The organism is Alcaligenes sp. SDU_A2, from assembly GCF_038237375.1.
GTDB lineage: Bacteria > Pseudomonadota > Gammaproteobacteria > Burkholderiales > Burkholderiaceae_B > Alcaligenes.
Map to the genome: position 1 here is coordinate 393527 of NZ_CP151273.1, position 20692 is coordinate 414218.

Sequence of the window (20692 nt, forward strand, 5' to 3'; positions counted from 1 at the left end):
GCCATGCTGACGCTTGCCGCTTACGCCTGTCACCCCGAACAGTCCCGCGGCCGGCGTTATCCGGAAGCGCCGCCGCAGGGTCGTACCGCTTTTCAGCGAGACCGGGATCGCATCATCCATTGCAACGCATTTCGTTTGTTGGAGTATAAAACCCAGGTTTTCATTAACCACGAAGGCGATTTGTTCCGCACGCGTCTGACGCATAGCCTGGAAGTGGCGCAACTGGCGCGTGCCATTGCCCGTAACCTGGGCTTGCACGAAGACCTGATCGAAGCCATTTCCCTGGCGCACGACTTGGGGCATACGCCCTTCGGGCATGCCGGGCAGGACGAGCTGAATGCCTGCATGCAGGAATTGGCTCCCGAGGCCGGTGGCTTCGAGCACAATTTGCAAAGCCTGCGTGTAGTCGATGAGCTGGAAGAGCGCTACGCCGCGTTTAATGGCCTGAATCTGTGTTTCGAAACACGGGAAGGCATCTTGAAACACTGTTCGGTCAAGCATGCCCGTGAACTGGGCGATGTGGGTCAGCGCTTTCTGGAGCGCAGCCAGCCCTCGCTGGAGGCGCAGCTGGCCAATCTGGCCGATGAAATCGCCTATAACAACCACGATATCGACGATGGCTTGCGCTCGGGCTTGATCAGCGTGGAGCAACTGCTGGAATTGCGTCTGTTTCGCGAACACCACGATCAGGTGCTGACCCGCTATCCGGGGCTGGCCGGACAGCGGCTGGTGGCCGAGATCATTCGCGGCATGATCAATACCCTGGTTGTGGATCTGACCCAGACCACCCAGGCCAGATTGGACGAACACAAGCCCGATAGCGTGGACGCCTTGCGCGCCTTGCCGCGTCTGGCCGGTTTTTCTGCGGAACTGCGCACTCAAGCCGATGAGCTCAAGCGTTTCTTGCATGCCAACCTGTACCGTCACTACCGTGTAGTGCGCATGATGAGCAAGGCGCGACGTATTGTGCGCGAATTGTTCCAGGCCTTTCTGGACGATCCGCGTCTGCTGGCGGCCGAGTACCGTCGGGATCACCCGGTGGCGCAGGCTCGTGCCATCGCCGACTATATTGCCGGCATGACAGACCGTCACGCGATACGCGAACACAACGCCTTGTTCCGTATGTAGTGCGTGGGGGCCTGGCTGGGTGCGCAGGTCGTGCGCTTTGCTTTTCAGGTATGTCGTTGCAGCAGTGTTTTCAGGTAGCGGCCTGTGTGGCTTTGGTCGCAGGCCGCCACGGTCTCGGGCGTGCCCTGGGCAACGATCTGCCCGCCGCCGCTGCCGCCTTCGGGCCCCATGTCCACAATCCAGTCGGCAGTTTTGATGACATCCAGATTGTGTTCGATGACCACAACGGTATTGCCGGCTTCCACCAGCCGCTCCAGTACGCCCAGCAGCACGGCGATATCATGAAAGTGCAGGCCGGTTGTCGGTTCGTCCAATATATATAAGGTGCGTCCTGTGCTGCGCTTGGACAATTCCAGCGACAGTTTGACGCGCTGGGCCTCGCCGCCGGACAAGGTTGTGGCGCTTTGGCCCAGACGTATGTACGACAGGCCCACGTCCATCAGGGTGGACAGCTTGCGCGCCACCAGCGGCACGGCCTCGAAATACTCCATCGCCTGCTCGACGGTCATATCCAGCACTTCGCTGATGTTGCGGCCGCGATAGCGTATGTCCAGCGTTTCGCGGCTGTAGCGTCGACCCTGACAGACATCGCAAGGTACGTAGACATCGGGCAGAAAGTGCATTTCCACCTTGACCACGCCGTCACCCTGGCAGGCTTCGCAGCGTCCGCCTTTGACGTTGAACGAAAAACGCCCCGGATCGTAGCCGCGCAGGCGGGCTTCGGGCACGCCGGCAAACAGTTCGCGTATGGCCGTGAACATGCCGGTGTAGGTGGCCGGATTGCTGCGCGGGGTGCGGCCTATGGGCGTCTGGTCCACATTGATGATTTTGTCGAAATGTTCCAGGCCTTCCAGGCGATCGTAGGGGGCGGGTTCGGCGTGGGCGCGATGCAGAATGCGGGAGATGGCAGTGGCCAGGGTGTCGTTGATCAGGGTGGACTTGCCCGAGCCGGACACGCCGGTAATGCACACCAGACGGCCCGCAGGAATGGCTAGATCCACGCACTTCAGGTTGTTGCCTGTGGCACCGTACAGATTCAGCCAATCCAGCGAGTCGTCTACCGGGCGGCGCTTGGGCACAGCGATCTGACGTATACCCGACAGGTACTGGCCGGTCAGCGAGGCCGGATTGGCGGCCAGTTCTTGCGGCGAACCTTGGGCGGTAATCTGACCGCCGTGTTCGCCGGCTCCCGGTCCCATGTCCAGAACGTAATCGGCCGTGCGTATCATGTCCTCGTCGTGTTCCACGACAATGACGCTGTTGCCCAGATCGCGCAGATGTTGCAGGGTCTGGATCAGTTTGTCGTTGTCGCGCTGATGCAGGCCGATGGAAGGCTCGTCCAGTACATACATGACGCCGGTCAGTCCCGAACCGATCTGGCTGGCCAGACGGATGCGCTGGGCCTCGCCGCCGGAAATCGTGTCGGCGCTGCGATCCAGCGACAGGTAATTAAGACCCACATTATTCAGAAATTGCAGGCGGGCGCGAATTTCGCGCACGATACGGTCGGCAATCTCTTTTTTGGCTCCGCTCAGCTCCAGGTGCTCGAACCAGTGCAGGCAATCGGACAGGGCCAGGGCCTCGACCTCGAAAATGGCGCGTCCTTTGGCGGGGCTGCCGTCTACCGCTTCGTCGCCGATGCGCACATTGCGCGCTTCCAGGCGCAGGCGTGCGCCGTGGCAGGATGGGCAGGTCTGTGTACGGCGCAGCTTGCTGAGTTCTTCGCGCACGGCGCTGGAGTCGGTTTCTGTCCAGCGCCGCTGCAGATTGGGTATGACCCCTTCAAAGGCATGGGTCTTGACGGTGGTGCGGCCTTTTTCGTTCAGGTACAGAAAAGAGATTTCCTCGTCGCCCGAGCCATACAGGACTTTGTGGCGTACCTCTTGGGGCAGGGACTCGAAGGGCGCGTCCATGTCGAAGTGATAATGCGCGGCCAGGCTGGTCAGCAAGGTATAAGTAAAGGCATTGCGCCTGTCCCAACCCGCAATGGCACCGCCGGCCAGACTCAGTTCGGGGAAGGCAACCACGCGGTCAGGGTCGAACACATCCACCTGCCCCAGTCCGCTGCAGTCCGGACAGGCTCCGGCCGGATTGTTGAAGCTGAACAGGCGCGGCTCCAGTTCGGGCAGGGCGTAATCGCAGACCGGACAGGCGTAGCGGCTGGAGAAAGGCTGTTCGTGGTCATTGTCCAGATTGACGACCAGGCAGCGTCCGTCCGTAATGGACAAGGCCGTCTCCAGGCTTTCGGCCAGACGTTGCTGACTATCGGGGCGTATCCGCAATCGGTCGATCACCACGTCCAGATCGTGGGTCTGTGCCGGGTCCAGCACAGGTAGCTCGTCCATGCCGCAGGTCTGGCCATTGATGCGCACGCGCACAAAGCCTTGGGCTTGCAGGCCGGCCAGTTCAGCGCGCAGATCGCTTTTGATGCCTCGGTGCAGAGGGGCGAGCACGGCAATGCGGCATTCGGGTTCCCACTGCAGGATCTGGTCGACCATCTGACTGACGCTGTGTGCTTGCAGCGGCAGGCCATGCTCGGGGCAGTAAGGCGTGCCGACGCGGGCGTACAATAGGCGCAGATAATCGTGGATTTCCGTGGTGGTGCCCACGGTGGAGCGCGGATTGTGGCCGGCAGCCTTCTGTTCGATAGCAATGGCGGGCGACAGGCCTTCGATCAGGTCCACGTCTGGCTTGTCCATCAGTTGCAGGAACTGGCGCGCGTAGGCCGACAGACTTTCTACGTAGCGTCGTTGCCCTTCGGCGTACAGTGTGTCAAAAGCCAGTGACGATTTTCCGGAACCCGACAGGCCCGTCAGGACCACCAGCTGACGGCGCGGCAGGTCCACGGAGACATTTTTCAGGTTGTGCGTGCGGGCACCGCGGATTCGTATGGCTTCCATCAGGTTTATTTGGGTCAGTCAAAAGGCAACTTGCTACTATAGCGCGTTGCGTCAGGTTTTATATGATCGGGCGGCGGGCGCATCCGCCAGCCCAGTTGTGACAGAGTATTGAATGAGTACACACCAAACTATGGATACGGCAGGCGCGCGTCCGGCGCGCCTGAGCCTGACTCAGGGCGAGCGCAAGGCCAGCATGCTGCTCGCCCTCTTGTTTGCCTGCCGGATGCTGGGCCTGTTTTTATTGACGCCTGTGTTCGCGGTGGCTGCCCAGGCGTTGCCCGGTGGCAACGATGCGGCCCGCGTGGGGTTGGCCTTGGGCGCGTATGGCCTGACCCAAGCCGTGCTGCAGATTCCGTTGGGCATGGCTTCGGACCGTTTTGGGCGACGCCCGGTCATTGTCCTGGGCATGGTGCTGTTTGTGATTGGCGGCGTGGTCTGTGCGCTGGCCAGCAGTGTCGATTGGGTCACGGTCGGCCGCTGTATTCAAGGGCTGGGGGCGGTGTCAGCGGCGATTTCCGCCTGGGTGGCCGACTCCACCCGTCCCGAAGTGCGCACACGCGCCATGGCGATGGTGGGTGGCTCCATCGGCATCTCGTTTGCCGTGTCACTGGTGCTCTCGCCCGTGCTGGTGGGGCAGTTCGGTTTGTCTGGCCTGTTCTGGGCCATCAGTCTGCTGGGCTTTGTGTGCCTGCTGATTGCCGCATTTGTCGTGCCCTCCGCGCCCAAGGCCCCTGTATCGGCTATCAAGGTGACCGCTGCCCAGGTGCTGCGCCATGCGGATCTGCTGCGCCTGAATTTTGGCGTGTTCTGTCTGCACTTTATCCTGATGTCGCTGTTCATCGTGGTGCCGGGTGTGCTGGCGACCTTGGGCGCTTACGGGACACAGGATCTGTGGAAGGTCTACCTGCCCGTCATTCTGGCGTCTTTTGTGTTGATGGTGCCGGCCGTGTTCTATACGGAAACCCGCAAGCGCCACAAGCAGGCACTGGAGCTGGCCGTGTTGCTGCTGATCGTGGTGTTGGCGTCGATGCCCTGGGCGCGTGTCTCGCTGGCACCGATGGTGGCGGCGCTGGTGCTGTTCTTTATTGGTTTCAATATTCTGGAAGCCTTGCAGCCTTCGCTGGTGTCGCGCGTGGCTCCACCCGAATATAAAGGCTTGGCGCTTGGCTTTTACAATACGTCCCAGTCGCTGGGCGTGTTTGGCGGCGGTTTGGTCGGCGGCCTGCTGGCATCGCACGGGCAGGTGCAGTGGGTGCTGTGGACGGGGGCCGGATTGGCGGCGCTGTGGCTGCTGACGGCGCGCGGATTCAAAGACAAGTACTAGGTTTTGTCTGCTGTGTTGCCGTCGGTTCAACGCATAATGTTCCTTACGGCAGCGACTGGTACGAGCGTTTGCTGATGGTCTGGGTGGTCAGCGCCACCTGGAGCATCTTGTCCCAATCGGGTGGTAAGGGGTGTATTCATCATGCCCCGAATCCACGATAATAAGACTTACTTTGCGCCTTTGAGCCGGCCTTGCCCTTATCGTCGGGGCCCGGTCATGCCAGACGGATGCGCGCTTTATCGCGTCCCTGCATCTGGGCGCGGAAGCTCCCGTTTCAAAATGCGGGCTTCTTTATATCGAAATTTTGACTACAGGATTTTTTCATGGCATCGGTAAATAAAGTCATTCTGGTCGGCAATCTCGGCCGCGACCCAGAAGTACGCTACAGCGCGGAAGGTTCGGCCATCTGCAATATTTCCATTGCCACGACCTCTCAGTGGAAGGACCGTAACTCCGGCGAGCGCCGCGAGGAAACCGAGTGGCACCGTGTGGTGTTCTACAATCGCCTGGCGGAAATCGCCGGCGAATACCTGAAAAAAGGCCGCTCCGTTTACGTCGAAGGCCGCCTGCGCACCCGCAAGTGGACCGGTCAGGACAACCAGGAACGCTATACCACCGAAATCATCGCCGAACAGATGCAAATGCTGGGTGGACGCGACGGCGGCGATATGGGCGGCGGTGCCAGCATGGGTGGTGGCGACTACGGCAACAGCGCGCCGGCCCCCCAGCGCGCTCCGCGTCAGGCTCCGCAACAGCAGCAACAGGCCCCGCGCAATAACCCGCCCATGTCGGATAATCTGGCGGACATGGATGACGATATCCCGTTCTAAGGTATACAACCTTAACAACGTTGGGTGTATACAAGAGGAAGCCTGTTTCTATGCAGGCTTCCTTTTTTCTTGCCTAAGAAAATGTTGCTACTAGAGCCCTTCCTCTCTAGCAATGGTGGGGGCTTGGGTTGACGTGCCCATCAGTCTGTGTGCTTTCTTGGCATGTAGCGATGGATCGACAGGCACAGAGGCACGAGCACCAAAAAATAGATTTTCTGGTTAATAGCAGTCTTAAAAGAACGCTTTCCAGTTACAAAGTAGAAAATCCTAAGCTTCCTATGAACCTTGGCTACGAACACCTGATTCAGGCTTTAGGCGGGCTACGCGTAGCCGGACCAATCACGCCTTGCAAGATCGACCGGCGTGTCCAGGCGATTGTTGCGCCGACTAACGTGTAAAAGTTAGGCATGGTGTGTTGATCTGATGCAGTCGCGCTTTGGGGTGAGCGATCAACTCGGTAGAGCACTGATGTAGCTGATTCTGTTGGGGCTGGGGACTGTAGAGCTTGCGAAGTGATTTAAACGTTTTTACTTGACTGATGCTATTCTTAAATGAAATTTCATGGATTTAATCATTTTTGAACATCAGGGCTGGTTATTATGGCTGAGTGGATTGGTTGCAAGAGGCTCGCTGAACAGTACAGCATCGAGACAGTACAACCGTTGCTCGTGGAGAGTGAAATTGGCTCGTCCAGGAAAACGATACGTCGTAGTGACGACGTGACGAGCGAAGTCTACACAGCGAGCATGCGCCCAGACGATACCCTATCTGCTGACCTTACCTTTGCGATCAAGCACGAAGGTGTGCATCTGGAGTTTCTTGCCCGTTTGTTTGAGCGTGTACCAGAACAGGATATAGCCGATTGGATGAACAGGGAGCGTACAGGTCAGTACGCACGCCGAATAGGGTTTTTATGGGAGTGGCTGAGTGGGCGGCAGTTAGCAGGGGTTCAGGCTGTAACAGGCGGGAATTATGTTAATGCGATCGACTCGGAAAAATATTTGACGGCTTTTTGCCCCCGCAATAATCAACGTTGGCGAGTGCGGGATAACTTACCGGGTGATAGAGATTTTTGCCCTATCGTACGTCGGACGGAAAAAGTGATAGCGGCTGAGCAGTACGATTGTACGCAGCAGCTTAATATCCTTCAGGCGGAGTATGGGACGGATATTTTGATGCGCAGTGCGGTATGGCTAACCGTTAAAGAGAGCCGCGCTAGTTTTTTGATTGAACGGGAAGAAGATAAGGCTGACCGTATTCAACGTTTTGCTGCTGTTATGGAGCGGCTTTGCGGTCAGTATCAAAATCCTCTTGATCGGGAAGCGTTGACGCAGTTGCAACGCGAGGTGATTGGTGAAAAATCTACGTTTAACCATTTTGGCTTGAGAAGATCTCCGGTTTTTGTGGGTGAAACCTCTGGATTCCAAGAGGTCGTGCACTATATTGCTCCGCATTGGGATCAACTGGATGCCATGCTTAGCGGCATGGAACAGTTTGTCGAGCGCACGCAGGCAAGAGCGTCGATAGTAAGGGCCGCAGTGGTGGCGTTTGGTTTTGTGTACATTCATCCCCTGTCAGATGGAAATGGGCGAATCCATCGATTTTTAATCAACGATATCTTGCGACGTGACGGAGCGGTGCCTAAGCCATATATTTTGCCGGTGTCGGCATCCATCACACATAAACCTCAAGATCGTGCACGATACGATACGATTTTGGAGTCTTTTTCTAAGCCTCTGATGAGCCGTTGTAATGGGTTGTATAGTTTTGACAGGGTGCCGACCGAGTATGAGGATCAAATTCTGTCGAATTTTGATTTTCCAGCCTACGAAGATACAGCACCTGCATGGCGCTATATCGATTTGACTCAACATGTCGAGTATCTGGCCGAATTGATAGACAACACGATTCGCTTTGAAATGCGCGAAGAGGCTCATCTACTTCGGTGCTGGGATACAGCACGGATGGCTATCAAGGATGTGGTTGAAGGCCCTAATCAGCATATAGATCGAATAATTCGTGCTATTAAAGGCAATGGGGGCCACATCTCTAATAAGCTTATTGGGGAGTTTCCTGTACTAGCGGATGTTGACGTCGCTACGCGAGTCAAAGAGGCTGTAGAAAAAGCTTTTGAGGTACCGGTCGGGCCACTCGCCGAATCTTAGCCGTCTTGCCGCCCACCTTAGCTTAGGGTGCCGCTGCGCAGGGCCTGGGCCCAGTCGTGGCGTTGGCGCTGTTCGGCCAGTTGCGCGGCACTGTGGTGGTCGTAGGGTACGCAGCGCAGTTGGGCGGACCAGTGTTTGTCTGTCTGTTCGATAATGGCGTAGCGGGCGTGTGGCGAACCGGTTTGTACGATGTGGGGTTGGGGTTGGTCGCTGTGGTAGGCCTGCAGGCCGACGCTGCCGGGATTGACCAGCAGGCGGCCGTCGGGCAGCGACACAATTCGGGGAATATGCGTGTGGCCGCACAGGACGACTGGGTGACGCGTTTTTCCCAGACGGGCGATGATTTCTTCGTGCGTGGCGGCTCGGACTTTTCCGTTCTCGAGGGTTTCCAGCAGATATTGCAGATCGTCTCCGGGCGCGCCATGCGTCAGCAGGATATCGTCGCCCAGTTCTATGTCGGTAGGCAGGCTGTCCAGCCAGTCCAGGTGGGCGGTCGTTAGTTGTTCATGCGCGAACCGGTCGGATGCGCCCATGTCGGGGCGGGCCTGGGTCAGCAATTGGCGTTCGTGGTTGCCGCGCAGGGTCGGCAAGGTCAGCGGCATGAGCAGATCGGCTGTTTCGGCCGGCTGTAGCGGCCCCGACAGGATATCGCCTAGGTTGACTGTCAGATCGACGCGCTGCGTGTCGATATCCTGAAGGACAGCTTGCAGGGCAGGCAGGTTGCCGTGAATGTCGGAGATGGCTGCGATTTTCATGGTTTTGACCCTTAGTGGGCAGAATAATGCGTGGTGCGGGTTTTAAAATTCCGCCTTGTGTGTCCGTCGCAGAATCAGCAAACTGATGGCGGTCAGTCCTGCAAAGCAGGCTCCGGCGGCAAAGGTGCCTTGAAAACCGATGGCATCCCATAGTGCACCGGCGATGATGCTGGCCAGCAGCAGGGCGACGCCGGTCAGCAGGTGGAACATGCCAAACGCCGTGCCGCGCAGGTCGGCCGGGGCGCTGTCGGCAATCAGCACATTGAATAAACCTTGAGTAAAACCCATGTGCAGGCCCCACAAGGCCACACCCAGCCCCAGACCTGCCAAACCCGGCACGAAGGCCAGCACCAGGTCGGCGGCGATCAGCAGTACGACGCCGATCAGCAGCAGGTCCATTTTACGCATGCGGTCGGATAGTACACCGGCCGGATAGGCCGACAGGGAATAGGCCAGCCCCATGACGACCAGCACGGCCGGGGCCCACATGGGTTCCAGTCCGGTGGCTTGGGCACGCAGAATCAGAAAGGCTTCGCTAAAGCGCGCCAGGGTAAAAGCCAGACCGATGCCGATGATCCACCAGTAGCGCGTCCCCAGCCGGGTCAGTTCGGCCTTGTTCAGGGGCAGCTTGCGGGGGCGCGATGCGGCCGGCAGTTTGGGTTCGCGCACGAACAACACCAGTATGGCGACCGAGACAAAGGCCGGCAGGACGGCGAACCAAAAGACAAGTTGGTAATTGTTGGCGGTCCACCACATCAGGCTCATGGCCAGCAGTGGCCCGGTGAACGCGCCTATGGTGTCCAGGGTCTGGCGCAGGCCGTAGGCGGCCCCGCGCAGTTCGGGCGGAGTGACGTCGGCTACCAGGGCATCGCGCGGCGCGCCGCGTATGCCTTTGCCGATACGGTCCACAAAGCGCGCTCCGACCAGCCAGCCCAGCGTGCCGGCCAGCGGAAAGACCGGCTTGGTCAGCGCGCCCAGGCCGTAGCCGATGACGGCCAGCAACTTGCGCTTGCCGAAGCGATCGCTGATCGCACCGGAAAAGACCTTCATGATGGACGCGGTGGCTTCGGCGATGCCTTCGATCAGGCCCACGGCCAGTACGGACGTACCCAGCACCGCCACCATATAGATGGGCAGCAGGGCATGGATCATTTCCGATGAAATATCCATGAACATGGACACAAAACCCAGCGCCCAGACGCTGCGAGGGATGCCGCCGGGCTGCCGACCTGAAGGTTTGGCGGTGGTGTCAGCGGTTTTCGTCATGGGCGTCGTAGACCATCTGGGCATAGTGATCGAGTCTGGCCTTGCAATCTTGCAGGCGCTCTTGGGCCGTGACGGCCAGGGGGGCATCGTAGAAGTCCAGCTTGCGGATCTTCTCGTACCAGAGCTCCAGTTTTTTCAGATCGGTTTCTTCTTCGTCCAGTTCGGCGTAGGTGAACTTCTGGATGGCGATTTCTTTGGCGATCTCGGCCTCGAAGTCCTGACAGCGTCGCAGCAGTTCCTGATACTGATCGTTGCGATCGGCCTTGAAACGGGCAATGACCTTGTCCTCTTGGGTCGGGTCCAGGGCAACGGTTTCGAGCAACACGCAGTCGCCCTGCATCGTGGCGATGTCGTGCTCCAGCACTTTAAGCCTGCGTACATGTTCGTCCGTCTTGGGCAACAGGCAGACGCCGTTTTGCAGGTAGACGGCCCCCAGGCTTTTAAGACGCCGCCAGAGCGCCAGGCGTTTAGCGCTGGGTTCGGCCGGGACCTTGTAGGTCAGTAACAGCCAGGTAATCGGATGCATGATCGTGTTCTAAAGTAACGACCGTTTCATTCTAGTGGATACGATAAGGGCCTGGCTAGAGAAATCAGCGTTCAGGGTGTCGTGCCGCTTTGTGCTTCCTGGTAAGCCTGGGCGGCATTATGCACGTGCTGGGTCGCCAGCAGATTGGCCAGTTCGCTGTTGCCGGCAATGACGGCGTTCAGGATCAGGGCGTGGTCTTCCCAGTTCTGGCGTATGCGTTGCAGATTGCTGGGGGCGAACAGCAGGGCGGTGCGGTCACGCAGCGACCGCATCAGTTCGGTCAGCACGATATTGCCGGACATGGTGCCCAGCGTTTCGTGGAACTGGCGGTTCAGGGATTTGAGCAGATCCAGATTGCCGGTATCCACGGCCTGGCGGCCTTGCGCCAGGATGGTCTGCAGCTTTTCGATGCTGGCCGGGTCGCGGTGTTGGGCGGCCAGCTTGGCGTTCAGTCCTTCCAGGGTGGCACGTACTTCGGCCATGTTGTAGGCGATATCGGCCGAGAGTACGGCGACCGATGCGCCACGGCGCGGTTCGATCGTCACCAGTCCTTCGGACGCCAGTTCGCGCAGGGCCTCGCGTACGGGAATGCGCGAGACGCCCAGCTCTGTCGCCAATTTGCCTTCCACCAGTCGGTCGCCGGGGTGAAATTCACCGCTTAGGATGCGTTCGCGCAACTGGTCGCGAATGACGGCGAACAGAGAAGCGTGTTGGTCGCCCAGGCGGCGGTTGTCGCTACTGGCGTTGGAATGGGGGAGGCTGAAGCTGGGGATATTCATGGTGTGACCTGTACGATCGGGCAAGCAAGTTCCTGATTATACGGGTTTCGGCGTTTTTTCTGAATATGGTATACAGTTTGGGGACTAAGCGTGTCAATGCCATAGTGTGCGGGCGATCAGGGCAAGGGCGCTGAATGTACAGATGCCCAGCAATAGACGGCGCATCAGTGGCAGGCTGACCGTATGCCGCAGGCGTCCCGACAAGGCAAAGCCCACTAACATGAAGGGATACAGCACGATGCTAAGCATGGCTTGCTGCACAGTGAACAAGTCGGCCAGAATCAGCAGCAGCACGGACAGGCTGGCACCCAAAAATAAAATCAGTCCCAGCGAGGCGCGCAACTGTGCCGGTGCCAGATTCTGCATGGCAATGGCCAGCGCGGGGGCACCGACCGATGTCAGTGTGCCCATAATCCCCGAGGCGATACCGGCCAGACTCATGTTGCGCAGGCTGGGCAGGATGCGCAGGCCACGGGCGCTAAGGGCGACGGCAGCCAGGATGGCGACGGCAAAACCCAGGTTGATGGCGTCCAGCGGCAATTGCGTCATGGCCAGCACGGCCACGATGGAGCCTGCGGCCCGCCCACCCAGCGCGCAGGCCACCACGCGCGGCACGATGTGGCGGCGTTCACGCAGCGCGGCCAGCAGGGACACGCTGCCGCCCAGTGCGAGCAACGGGCCGGGCACTAAGGCGGGAAAGACCAAAGCGGCAATCGGCGCGACCAGCATGGCAAAGCCCACACCCCCCACGCCTTGCAGAAAGGCGGCTAGTACGACCAATGCGGCCATCAGCAGCCAGGAGAGCGGATCGACCAGATCGAGCAGAGCGGTCATAGCGTATTTCCCTTTTTTCTATGTATAAGGTATGCCAAGCAAATAGTTCAGGCTTGAATGTCTTAGCGTTTTCCCCAGTTTCAGCCATATTTTTCTGATTTGAAAACAATATTGAAGATAGTATACCGTTTATGGTTTCAGACCATATCCAGAAAAATGATAATGGAGGGGGATACATGCAAAGCGACGTGGTGCTCAGTGCGGCGCACTGGGCGTACTTGATCAGCGTCCTGGTCATCATCGTCACGATGATGTTCCGGGCCAATGTGGTGGTGCCGTCCGTGATCGGCACGCTGGCTGTGGTCACGGCCATGACGGGTAGCCCAATTCAGGGTTTGATCAGTATTTTTTCGGCCAGTTTCGTGGCTGCCAAGGAGCTGTTCAACATTTTCCTGGTGATCACATTCATGACGGCGCTGCTCAATTCTTTAAAGCGGCTGGAAGCGGATGTGAAAATGGTGGCGCCGTTTCGCAAGGTCATGGTCAATAGCGCGTCGTCTTTCCTGATGATTGCGGCGGCCACGTACTTTATTTCCTTGTTCTTCTGGCCCACGCCCGCTGTGCCGCTGGTGTCGGCGATCTTGCTGCCGGCGGCCATCGCGGCAGGGCTACCGCCCTTGGCCGGTGCCATGGTCATTGCCATTTGCGGGCAGGGCATGGCGCTGTCCTCGGACTACATTATCGGGGTGGCCCCAGGCATCAGCGCCAAGGCCGCTGGGGTAGGGGCGGATGTGGCGGTGCTGGCCGACCGTGCGCTGGTCCTGTCCTGGATTACCGGGGGCGTGGCATTGGTGCTGGCTTTTGTGACCATGCGTCGTTACTTCAAACCGGCCAGTAGCCGCCTGCTGGATGAGTGGATGCGGCGCGCACCCGACAGTACGCTGGACGAGGTCGAATCCCAAGGCACGTATGACAAGGCAGAAATCGCCCGTGGCACGGCCGGCAACGAGCATACCCAGCATGCGGGGCTGACGCCCAAGGAAGAGCGTTATTCGCGCATTCTGGCCGTGATTACGCCTTTGGCGTTTCTGACGGTTATCGGCATCATGTTGTTGCCGCGCTTTATTCCATCGCTGCCTGTGCTGCGCGGCGGCGATGCGGCCGGATTGGTCGGCGGCGTGGCGTTTATTTTGATGATGATCGCCACCTGTATGGCCGAGGGGCCGCGTCGCATGCTCGATACCTGTCCGGATCACATGACCGATGGGTTTGTCTTTGCCTTTCGCGCGATGGGGTCGGTCTTGCCGATTGCAGGCTTCTTTTTTCTGGGGGCCAGCGAAGCGACATCGGCTATCTTGGGCACGCCGCTGGACCAAACGCCCAGCCTGTTGTTCGAGCTGATCTCGGCCGGTCAGCATCTGATTCCCGACAATCATTTCCTGGTGGCCTTTGGTGTGTTGTTGGTGGGGGTTATCTCCGGCATTGACGGCTCGGGCTTCTCGGGTCTGCCGTTGACCGGCACCTTGGCGTCGGCGTTAAGTCCCGTATCCGGCCTGGATGTGGAAACCTTGGCGGCCGTGGGACAGATCGGTGCCATCTGGACGGGCGGGGGCACGTTGATTGCTTGGTCGTCCCTGATTGCAGTGGCCGGTTTTGCGCGTGTACACATTCTGGATCTGGTGCGTGCGCTGACTGTGCCGGTGCTGGCCGGGATGGGGACAGCCACAGTTTGCGCCGTATTGGTGTTTGGGTAGGCGCTATGGCAACGACAGCGTATACGGCGGGCGAAAAGCAGGGGCAAGGCGCACAATGGGCGGTAGCGACCGGGCATCCGCTGGCTGCCCGTGCGGCAAGTCGCATGCTGGAGCAAGGGGGGAGCGCCGTGGACGCGGCGATTGCCGCCGATGCCGTCATGGGGGTGGTCGAACCGATGGCCACGGGCATAGGCGGCGATCTGCTCGCCATGATCGCCCCACCCGGTTTGGAGCCGGTGGCCTATAACGGCAGCGGTGCCGCGCCGCAGTTGCTGTGCGCGGAGCACGTACAGGCGCTGCCTGGAGCGCGCATCCCTGAACGCCATGTCTTGTCAATTACAACTCCGGGATTGGTGCGCGGCTGGTGGGACGTGCATCAGCGTTACGGTCGTCTGGAGTGGGCCATGCTGCTTGAGCCCGCCATCCAGGCGGCCCGCGACGGCTTTGCGGTGGCGGCGGTGGCGGCGCGCGAATGGCGGATTTTTGATGCGGTGCTGCATGCCGATCCAGCATGCGCCACTTTGTACCGGGCAGGTCATCCGCCGGTGGCAGGCGAACACTATGCCAATCCGGAACTGGCGAACATCTTGCAGGAGATTGCGCAGGATGGGCCTGATGCGTTTTATGTAGGCCGTCCGGCGCAGCAGGCCGACCGGGCCATGCGGCGGGCGCAGGGCCTGCTGCGTGCCCAGGACTTCCATGCGCATCGTGGGTTTTTCTGCCAATCGATCCATGTGCAACTGGATGATTGTGCATTGTACGAATGCCCGCCCAACACGCATGGCATGGCCGTGTTGCAGGCTGTGCAGGCAGCGTGGGAGCGTCCGTCCGATCCGCGTCAGGCCGAGCTGGCGTTGGTGCAGGCGACTCAGCAGGCGATGGCTCATGCGGCCCGGGTCGTGTGTGATCCGGCCGGTAATACAGTCTGTACGGTGGTGGTGGATCGCGACGGTCTGGCCGTTACCTTTATGTCCAGTATTTTCAAGCGTTTTGGTTCGGGCTATGTGGTGCCGGGATGTGGGTTCGTGCTGCAGAACCGGGGCTTTGGTTTTTCCACGCCGGGTCATGTGAATGGGCCGGGGCCGGGTAAGCGGCCTTATCACACTGTGGTGCCCTCGTTGGCTCTGAAAGGCGGACGCTTTTATATGGGGCTGGGCGTGGTGGGTGGATTGATGCAGCCGCAGGGACAGATACAGATCTGGACGCGAGTGCTGCGCGATGGCTGGCCGCTGGAGCAAGCCTTGTACGCGCCGCGCTGGCGTTTGGAGACGGCAGACCGGCTGGCTTTGGAAGATGGTTTCGATGCCGAGTGCGCGGATTTTTTGCGTGCACAAGGCTACGCGTCGCCCGAAAAAGGAGTGGGGGAACTGGCCGGCCGTAGCGACTTCGGAGGGGCGCAGGCTGTGGAACGCTTGGTAGACGGGCGCTTAAAAGCCGTGTCCGACCCGCGCAAGGACGGCTGCGTGGCTGTGCAGTAGGGCGATACGCAGGGTTATTCCCTACAGATCAAAAAAGCAGACGGTATACAATATACCTAAATAGTCCAATCTTCATCTTTTGTCGGCTCCCGCAGAGGCGACACTTTCAACAAGGAAACAGCCATGGAAAAACTGCTGAACCGCGACGAATTTCGTACCGCACTGGAAACCGCCATCAAGGGCAAAAGCGCCAATACCTCTCCCTTTAGCATTGCCTGGGCCACCGGCAAGCTAAGCCGCGAACATCTGGCGCGCTGGGCCGAAAACCACTACCACTATGTCGGCCCGTTTGCCGATTACCTGGGGTATCTGTATGCCCGTACGCCGGCCGAGTACGTGGAAGCCAAGGATTTTTTGCTGGCCAATATGTACGAAGAAGAAATCGGCGGCGATCGCCACACTGATCTGCTGATTCGCTTTGGGCAAGCCTGCGGCACCACGCGCGAACGCATCGAGAATCCCGACAATATGAACGCGACGACCCGCGCCTTGCAGGCGTGGTGTTATTCCATTGCCATGCGCGAAGACCCGGTCGTGGCCGTTGCCGGACTGGTGGTGGGGCTGGAGTCGCAAGTGCCGTCCATCTACCGCAAGCAGACACCCACGCTGCGCGAAAAATATGGCTTTACGGACGAAGAAGTGGAGTTCTTCGATCTGCACATCGTGTCCGACGAGATACACGGCGAACGCGGCTACCAGATCGTGCTGGAGCACGCCAATACGGTCGAGCTGCAGCAGCGCTGCCTGCGTATCTGCGAAATTGGCGCAGAAATGCGTCTACTGTATACCACTTCTTTGTACAACGACTACGTCAAAGACCAGATCAGCCTGCAGGAACTGCAACTCGAAGCGGCCTGAGTGCCTTATGAGCCGGGCGGGCGGATGGGCCGCCCGACGACACAGAATCAAGGAAGCGCAGCGGTGGATATTCTCAAGGACGTGGTGTTTGACAACTACATTGGCGGGCAATGGCAGCCTGGCCAGGGCGGGCGTACGCAGCCCAATCTGAATCCGGCCGATCTGGACGATGTCGTGGGGCATTTCCCGCTGTCGACGGCGCAGGATGCGCAAGCGGCGGTCGACGCCGCCCAGGCCGCGTTTGCCGGCTGGCGGGCCACGCCGATTTCGACCCGGGCCCGTTTTTTGAATGCGGCGGCCGATTGGCTGGATGCCAATGTGGCGCGCATTGCCCAGGGGCTGACGCGCGAAGAAGGCAAGACGCTGGCGCAAAGCAAGATGGAGGTGACGCGTTCGGCCCAGACACTGCGGTTTTATGCGGTAGAAGGCCAGACCTATACGGGCGAAACCTTTCCCCAGGACGATGCGCAGCAACTGGTCTATACCCAGCGCGAGCCTTTGGGCGTGGTGTCGGTGATCGCGCCCTGGAATTTTCCCATTTCCATTCCTGCCCGCAAGATTGCGCCCGCGCTGATTACCGGCAATACCGTGGTATTCAAGCCCTCGTCGGACACCCCGTTGACCGGCTACTACCTGTGCGAAGCCTTTGCTCAGGCCGGTATTCCCGCCGGCGTGCTCAATCTAGTGCAGGGTCGGGCCGGCGATGTGGCACCAGTGTTGGTGCAAGCGCCCCAGGTGCGGGCCATTTCTTTTACCGGCTCTACCCAGGCGGGCGAGGACATCTGCAAGAAAGCCCGCATGAGCACCCGTACCCAGATGGAGCTGGGCGGCAAGAACCCTTTGATCGTCATGGAAGATGCCGATCTGGATCTGGCCGTGAAGCTGGTGGTGCAGGGTGGCTTTTCACTGAGCGGGCAAGCATGTACCGGCACCAGCCGCGTTTTGGTGCACCGTCAGGTCAAAGCAGAATTTACCCGGCGTCTGGTGGAAAAAGTGCGTGCGCTGACCGTGGGCAATGGCCTGAGCGGCAATCCAGACTTGGGGCCTATCGCTACCCGCAGGCAGTTGGACAGCATTTTGGAATACGTGGCCATCGGCAAGCAGGAAGCCACCCATTTGCTGGGCGGCGAGCGTCTGATGGATGGTGACTATGCCCGTGGTTTGTTCATGAGCCCGGCCTTGTTTACGGACGTGACCCAGCAGATGCGTATTGCCCGGGAAGAAATCTTCGGCCCCGTGATCGCGCTGCTGGAGATCGACTCGTACGAGCAGGCGCTGGCGATGGCCAACGATACCGAATATGGCTTGTCGGCCGCGATTGTGACGCGCAGCGCCGAGTATGCACACCGTTTTGCCACGGATATCGAGGCTGGCACGGTCAAGATCAACCGCACGACCACGGGCAACCTGATTAATGCGCCCTTCGGGGGCCTGAAGCAGTCCAGTACGTCTACGTTTCGCGAGTCGGGCCGGGCGGGCCTGGAGTTCTATACCCAGATCAAGACCGTCTATCGCGGCATCTGAATTTTGTTAACCAGGAAGATCGAGAAAGCATATGAAAAAAATCCTACGTCTTGAACAGCGCGAAGCGCGACTGATGGTGGATGCGGCTATCGCCAAGTCTAAAGAGATCGGCGTGCTGGAGACGGTGTGCGTCGTCGATGAAGGCGGCTATCCGATTGTGCTGGAACGCATGGACGGGGCCCGCATCACCGGGGCGCAGATTGCCTGGAACAAGGCGTTTACGGCGGCCGGTCACAAGCGTTCGACGCATTTGTTTACTACCCCGCCCAACGGCCCGGCCTTGCCCGGTAATGAAGCCTTTGGCATTCAGTTGAGCTTTGAGGGGCGTTTTGCGGCTTTTGTAGGCGGCTACCCCATCGTGGTCAACGGCGAGGTCATCGGCGGCATCGGTCTGAGCGGGGGCAACGGTGAGCAGGATACCGCCGCCGGCGTGGCCGGTTTGCAAGCCTTGGCCCACGCCTTGAAGGGCGAAGGGTTGGACGTGCTGGTTCAGGCCGATATCAAGAAATAAGTCGTATCAGGAGGACGGGTCATGGCCCATCGTGTCGATATCAAGGAAACCGGCGAGCAGTTCTGGGTAGAGCCGCAGGAAAGCATTCTGCAAGCGGCCCAGCGGCAAGGCGTGCGTATTCACAGCGATTGCGAGTTCGGCGGATGCGGCACGTGCCGCATCCAGGTCACGCGCGGGCAGGTGAGTTACGAGGACGACTGCCTGCCTATGAGCATTAGCGACCAGGAGCACGAGCAGGGCCATGCCGCCGCCTGTCAGGCACGGCTGCAGGCGGATATCGAAATCAGCCTGGCCAATCATATCGATGTGTTGCCTGATACGCAGCAGGTCACGGCGCGGGTGCATAGCGTGGCTCGGGCTTGCCAGGGCATCTGGCACCTGGTGTTGCAATTGCCGGATGAGGCGGTGGTGCCATTTCGTCCAGGCCAGTATCTGAACATTTTGTTTGACGATGGCCGCGCCCGTAGTTTTTCCATGGCCAATGCGGATGCCCGCAGCGGGCGGATCGAGCTGTATGTGCGGGAAGTGGAGGGCGGGCGTTTTACTCAGGCTTGTCTGCCGGGTCTGAAGGCGGGCGACGCGCTGCAAGTGCAATTGCCGCTGGGGGTTTTTTATTGGCGCGAGCGCGACTGGCGGCCGATGGTAATGGTGGCGACCGGCACAGGCATTGCCCCGATCCGGGCGATTTTGGAGTCTTTGCTGGATAACGCGGACTGTCCGCCTGTCAGCCTGTACTGGGGCATGAACCGGCCCGAAGACCTGTATCTGGCGCAGGAGTTTGCTTCCTGGGCCGATCGTCTGTGCGAATTCCAGTTTGTGCCTGTGCTGTCGCATGCGGATCAGGACTGGAGCGGCGCGCGCGGCTACGTGCAGCAGCAGGTCTGCCGGGACATTCCGGATTTGTCCGAGCATGCGGTGTATCTGTGCGGCTCGCCGGTCATGATCGAACAGGCGCAGGCGCTATTCGCAGAGCATGGGGCAGACGCACGTTTTATGTACGCGGACGCCTTCAACTTTCAGACGGATGCTTGCAAGGCCGAAACTTCTGCTGCTTAGGCGCGGTGTGGCAGGTGATCCTGGGCGTGTTCCTGATCGTTTTTTTTGCGGCCAGGAAACAGGTCGGCCAGTCTGGGTAGATTGATCAGCGGGATACGGCGGCGCAGATGCTTGCGTTGGGCCAGGTGGGGCAGCAATTGCTCGCCGACTGGGCGCTGCAGGTAGCGACGTTCGACGGGGGTTTTCATGATGATCTCGAGTAGACGGTTTAATTGAATTAAGTATACCGCAATAGGGGTTTCCACTCAATCGAACGTAAAGATAAGGTCAGAACGAAGCAGCATCCGTGCTTTTTTAATGTGTTTATTTTGTCGGTATACCGTTTTGTTTTTCGAGCGTTCAGGGCTGGCAATCCGGTCGCAATATTGGCAGCAAGCAGGAGGCCTTATGCCGAGCATTACGTTTCACAAAAATGGCCAGGTCCATGTCGGCCAGGTGCAGGAAAACACCAATTTGGTGGTGCGAGCGGGGATCAAGCAGTTTCCTTTTCCCCATTTGACCTATGGCTGCGGCATGGGCAAATGCGCCAAGTGTGCGTGCCGAGTGTTGGAAGGGGCCGAGCATTTGCCGGACGCCAACTGGAAGGAAAAGAAACAATTGGGCGAACGTCTGGAGCAAGGCTGGCGGCTGGCATGTCAGCTTTGGATCAGCCAGGACATCGTTCTGGAGCAAGCCGATGCGCAGGAGGTGCAGTGATGTATGTGGTGTTGACCAGCAAGCCGGGCGAATACCGCACGGAGCCGGGCGCAGGAGTCCAGATCGTGGCGGCGTACGAATACGTCTTTCATGGTCGTCTGAAAGCGATCTTTGCCATAGCCCGCATTCAGGAGGGAGCGCGCGTGCGCATCGTGGAAGAAATGCCCGGGGGAACGATTAACGATATTCCTACCCGGCAGATGGAGAAATTCGAAACGCGGGAGCGGGCCTACCAGGAGCTGGAGGGTTTGACCCGTTTTGGCACGATTCAGGCCGAATTGCGTGAATGTGATATGGCTTTGTGCAAGTCGCCCGCCGTGAACGGCGAGGCAGGCGCGCGGGGCGCAGCAGCAAATTAGAGGTGGCAG

General features: G+C 59.3%; 19 protein-coding genes. 12 read left to right on the forward strand and 7 right to left on the reverse strand.

The window, feature by feature from the left end; translation table 11 throughout:
• Positions 1-3 precede the first annotated feature (3 nt).
• Complete coding sequence (locus AADW57_RS01805) at positions 4-1128, forward strand: deoxyguanosinetriphosphate triphosphohydrolase (protein WP_341668347.1); 1125 nt, start codon at positions 4-6, stop codon at positions 1126-1128.
• A gap of 44 nt (positions 1129-1172) precedes the next feature.
• Here the strand turns inward: AADW57_RS01805 and uvrA are convergent, their stop codons facing one another.
• Positions 1173-4028 carry an excinuclease ABC subunit UvrA gene (gene uvrA / locus AADW57_RS01810; protein ID WP_341668348.1) on the reverse strand — a complete coding sequence of 952 codons (2856 nt, stop codon included), beginning with the start codon at positions 4026-4028 and terminating at the stop codon, positions 1173-1175.
• A 112-nt stretch (positions 4029-4140) separates the two neighbouring features.
• On the opposite strand from uvrA, the gene AADW57_RS01815 reads away from it, so the two are divergent.
• The 3 genes from AADW57_RS01815 to AADW57_RS01825 all read left to right on the forward strand — a co-directional run bounded on the left by AADW57_RS01815 (position 4141) and on the right by AADW57_RS01825 (position 8347).
• Entirely contained in the window at positions 4141-5352 is a 1212-nt protein-coding gene (locus AADW57_RS01815; RefSeq protein WP_341668349.1) for an MFS transporter, read from the forward strand.
• A gap of 323 nt (positions 5353-5675) precedes the next feature.
• Positions 5676-6182 (forward strand): single-stranded DNA-binding protein, encoded by a 507-nt coding sequence (gene ssb / locus AADW57_RS01820; RefSeq protein ID WP_341668350.1) that lies wholly within the window; start codon positions 5676-5678, stop codon positions 6180-6182.
• A gap of 599 nt (positions 6183-6781) precedes the next feature.
• Entirely contained in the window at positions 6782-8347 is a 1566-nt protein-coding gene (locus AADW57_RS01825) for a Fic family protein (RefSeq protein ID WP_341668351.1), read from the forward strand.
• Between the two features lie 17 nt (positions 8348-8364).
• Here AADW57_RS01825 and AADW57_RS01830 read toward each other — a convergent pair whose 3' ends face one another.
• The 5 genes from AADW57_RS01830 to AADW57_RS01850 form a co-directional block, all read right to left on the reverse strand.
• Positions 8365-9102 carry a metallophosphoesterase family protein gene (locus tag AADW57_RS01830; protein WP_341668352.1) on the reverse strand — a complete coding sequence of 246 codons (738 nt, stop codon included), beginning with the start codon at positions 9100-9102 and terminating at the stop codon, positions 8365-8367.
• 42 nt (positions 9103-9144) lie between these two features.
• Complete coding sequence (locus tag AADW57_RS01835; protein WP_341668353.1) at positions 9145-10368, reverse strand: MFS transporter; 1224 nt, start codon at positions 10366-10368, stop codon at positions 9145-9147.
• Complete coding sequence (locus AADW57_RS01840) at positions 10352-10894, reverse strand: Chromate resistance protein ChrB (protein ID WP_341668354.1); 543 nt, start codon at positions 10892-10894, stop codon at positions 10352-10354. The genes AADW57_RS01835 and AADW57_RS01840 overlap by 17 nt, the downstream gene beginning before the upstream one ends.
• Before the next feature lie 71 nt (positions 10895-10965).
• Positions 10966-11673, reverse strand: coding sequence for a GntR family transcriptional regulator (locus AADW57_RS01845; RefSeq protein WP_341668355.1), 708 nt, complete (start codon positions 11671-11673; stop codon positions 10966-10968).
• Positions 11674-11766: 93 nt separating this feature from the next.
• Positions 11767-12507 carry a sulfite exporter TauE/SafE family protein gene (locus AADW57_RS01850; protein ID WP_341668356.1) on the reverse strand — a complete coding sequence of 247 codons (741 nt, stop codon included), beginning with the start codon at positions 12505-12507 and terminating at the stop codon, positions 11767-11769.
• A gap of 176 nt (positions 12508-12683) precedes the next feature.
• Here AADW57_RS01850 and AADW57_RS01855 point away from each other — a divergent pair, with 176 nt between their 5' ends.
• The 6 genes from AADW57_RS01855 to AADW57_RS01880 all read left to right on the forward strand — a co-directional run bounded on the left by AADW57_RS01855 (position 12684) and on the right by AADW57_RS01880 (position 19628).
• Complete coding sequence (locus AADW57_RS01855) at positions 12684-14201, forward strand: hypothetical protein (protein ID WP_341668357.1); 1518 nt, start codon at positions 12684-12686, stop codon at positions 14199-14201.
• Positions 14202-14206: 5 nt separating this feature from the next.
• Positions 14207-15679 carry a gamma-glutamyltransferase family protein gene (locus AADW57_RS01860; protein WP_341668358.1) on the forward strand — a complete coding sequence of 491 codons (1473 nt, stop codon included), beginning with the start codon at positions 14207-14209 and terminating at the stop codon, positions 15677-15679.
• A 123-nt stretch (positions 15680-15802) separates the two neighbouring features.
• Positions 15803-16537 (forward strand): TenA family transcriptional regulator, encoded by a 735-nt coding sequence (locus AADW57_RS01865; RefSeq protein WP_341668359.1) that lies wholly within the window; start codon positions 15803-15805, stop codon positions 16535-16537.
• Between the two features lie 24 nt (positions 16538-16561).
• The gene (locus tag AADW57_RS01870) at positions 16562-18061 is read left to right on the forward strand and encodes an aldehyde dehydrogenase family protein (RefSeq protein ID WP_445819167.1); all 1500 of its coding nucleotides are present in this window, start codon (positions 16562-16564) and stop codon (positions 18059-18061) included.
• 31 nt (positions 18062-18092) lie between these two features.
• Positions 18093-18572 (forward strand): GlcG/HbpS family heme-binding protein, encoded by a 480-nt coding sequence (locus AADW57_RS01875; RefSeq protein ID WP_341668361.1) that lies wholly within the window; start codon positions 18093-18095, stop codon positions 18570-18572.
• A 21-nt stretch (positions 18573-18593) separates the two neighbouring features.
• Positions 18594-19628, forward strand: a complete 1035-nt coding sequence (locus tag AADW57_RS01880) for a 2Fe-2S iron-sulfur cluster-binding protein (protein ID WP_341668362.1) — start codon at positions 18594-18596, stop codon at positions 19626-19628.
• On the opposite strand, the gene AADW57_RS01885 is transcribed toward AADW57_RS01880, so the two are convergent.
• On the reverse strand, positions 19625-19816 hold the full coding sequence (locus AADW57_RS01885; RefSeq protein WP_341668363.1) for a hypothetical protein: 192 nt from the start codon (positions 19814-19816) through the stop codon (positions 19625-19627). The two genes, AADW57_RS01880 and AADW57_RS01885, sit on opposite strands and share 4 nt — an antisense overlap.
• Before the next feature lie 199 nt (positions 19817-20015).
• On the opposite strand from AADW57_RS01885, the gene AADW57_RS01890 reads away from it, so the two are divergent.
• Complete coding sequence (locus AADW57_RS01890; protein WP_341668364.1) at positions 20016-20324, forward strand: 2Fe-2S iron-sulfur cluster-binding protein; 309 nt, start codon at positions 20016-20018, stop codon at positions 20322-20324.
• Positions 20324-20683 carry a ferredoxin gene (locus AADW57_RS01895; protein WP_341668365.1) on the forward strand — a complete coding sequence of 120 codons (360 nt, stop codon included), beginning with the start codon at positions 20324-20326 and terminating at the stop codon, positions 20681-20683. Before AADW57_RS01890 ends, AADW57_RS01895 begins: the two co-directional genes overlap by 1 nt.
• The last annotated feature ends 9 nt before the right edge of the window (positions 20684-20692 follow it).